General features: G+C 38.9%; 3 protein-coding genes. All 3 read right to left on the bottom strand.

Annotated features, from left to right (window positions below):
• Positions 1-121: 121 nt before the first annotated feature.
• The gene (locus tag ACFIMU_RS08580) at positions 122-745 is read right to left on the bottom strand and encodes a lambda exonuclease family protein (protein ID WP_375614774.1); all 624 of its coding nucleotides are present in this window, start codon (positions 743-745) and stop codon (positions 122-124) included.
• A 1-nt stretch (position 746) separates the two neighbouring features.
• Positions 747-1,571: a phage recombination protein Bet gene (bet, locus tag ACFIMU_RS08575; RefSeq protein ID WP_375695555.1), complete on the bottom strand. Its 825-nt coding sequence runs from the start codon at positions 1,569-1,571 to the stop codon at positions 747-749.
• 71 nt (positions 1,572-1,642) lie between these two features.
• A partial coding sequence (locus ACFIMU_RS08570; protein WP_375697028.1) for a hypothetical protein occupies positions 1,643-2,331 on the bottom strand: 689 nt, incomplete at its 5' end.

Here is a 2,331-nt window from a genome sequence, read left to right as displayed (position 1 = left end):
GCCATATCTTTTCTCCTACATTGAGACGCAATTCACCCATTTCGTGAATCACGCATTACTTGAAAGTGTTAGGAAGGGTGGGGGTGCTCGTAGATGTGCGTTAGACAACACCCCCATAAGGTTAAGCAGCTTTTGTAGAGAGTTGTTTTATCTCTCGTTCTATCTCTGCTAAAAAGGCTTGGACAGCTTGATTGATCTGTTCAATTTGTTGATCATCACGGAGAACACGCTTGACTTTCATGCGCAAGTGAAAGAATTCTCCCGTAAAACGTGGATCATAACTTACGAAATCACACCATTTTCGTCCTGTACAAGCCATTTGGAATTGCATTTGTGCGTGATATTCTGGTTTGATTTCGTCACCTATACAAAAGCGCATATGTGTTACTGATCTCGGGCATTTGACTTCGATTAAACCGTCTTCTCCAATGAGACCATCAGGACTAGCCCCCGCCATTTCTATTGTGGGGTGTTGGATAAAGCCGCATTTTGTTATATCGGCATCATGAATGAAGCCATATTCTCTCAAGGCATCTTCTTCATGTTCGATACCCCATCTCATATCTTCAGTTTCATAATAGGGGCTTGTTTCTCTTGTTAAGCGTTCTGTTATGAGTTTGATTTTGTAGTCTTCATATTTGCTCGTAGGCAATCCTTTTGTAGTTTTATTGAGTATGTTGTAAATGTTTGATGCGGTGACTTTACCCAAGCGTGCTTGGAACCATTCTGCTGTTCTTTGTTCCATCTCACACCGCCGTTCTTTGTTCTTGTGGTCCATATTCGATATCTTGGACGTGAATATATTCGGCATCTTGTATAGGCGCCTCTATTTGCTTTTGTTGTAGGAAAGATTGTTCTTTTTCATGCTGTCTCTTTTGCAAAACATCCAAAATCCTTTGTGCTACTTCATCAGGAAGATCTTCAAGCCTGTCGACTTGTGCATAATCAAGCACTTTTTCTTCTTCTGTTTGAGTGATGTTTATTAATTGTTTGATTTGCATAAGCACATCATAAGAAACTAACTTCGTTTGTACGTTATGGTTTGTTTCATTGATACGTTTTGCTTCATCTTCTTCATAAATACCGGAAAGCCCGAAAGCATAGCGAGCACACTGTATAGTGGCTTTATGACGCAACATACGGGCTGGGTATTTTTGCCAAGTGTCACTTTTTTGTTCGCATTCTTTGAGATATTCGGTGACTTCGATAGGGTCTTTAATGCCTTTGAGACGAATAGCACATTTGATAGCAATGAGATTCCCGTCTTTATCGAGTTGATCTTGAAAGGTCATGCCATCAAAGTCAGGATTTGATTTGATGATTTTTATCCAACCGTCGATAGAAACAACGGGTATGATGCCGCCGCCTTTTTTAGGGAGAGCATAGATTTCTTTTGTTAAAGGGTTAAGTCCATAAGTATTGGCAACAAAAAGAAAAACGGCAAATTCTGCATCAGAGATGGCATTAGCATTTTTATATCCAATACAAGTTTTTATGATTGTGGTTCGAAATTCTTCAGCAGAAAATCCATATTTTCCTGCCATTTCTTTTAAAAAAGTAGAATTTGTCATTATTGTTTCCTTGATTTGCGCGCAATTCCCCCGTGGCGTGAATCACGCTTGTGTTTAAAAATGGTTGGTTGTTAAATTTTTATGTCTTGAGGAATTCTCGTGTTTCCGCGAATATTAGCTAATCCACGAATTTCGGCATTTCTAAAGATCTTGACTGCGTCATAAATGCGAGCACTATCATAAACTTTTGCATCTCCAAAAATCTCAACATTTCCATAATTAATATCATCCTCATACGTGAAATTGGAGCATGATATAATGACATCACCATAAACTTTAGCATTGTTATAAATGAGAGCAGGACCACAAATTATTGCGTTCCCATATACACGAGCATTGTCGTAAACATTGGCACTATTCTTTATTAGTGCATTCTCAAAAACTGCCGCGTCACCATAAATGAGTGCGCTATTGTAAACTTCTGCATCACCGTAAACATGAGATTTGTCGCGAACAACAGCATCACCAAAAACATGTGCACTACCAGAAACGTTGGCATTACCAAAAACAACAGCACGACTGTAAACTTGTGCATCAGAATAAACTGAAGCATTTCCACTAATACAGGCGCCATCAAATATCTTGGCATTATGAAAAATGGTAGCGCTTTCAAGCACCTTGGCATCATCATAGACCCAGCAATTGCCTTTATGACCTAAGTTATATTCCTTTTCAATAAAGCCACCAAGATCTCCTTTTTTGACATCATCAAAATCCCTTAAAGCACGAATACGGTGAAGAGTTTTTCCATCAAACTCAA

Origin of the sequence: Bartonella sp. AC70YNML (assembly GCF_042196545.1) — a bacterium.
Lineage (GTDB): Bacteria > Pseudomonadota > Alphaproteobacteria > Rhizobiales > Rhizobiaceae > Bartonella.
This window is presented reverse-complemented; position numbering and strand designations above follow the sequence as displayed.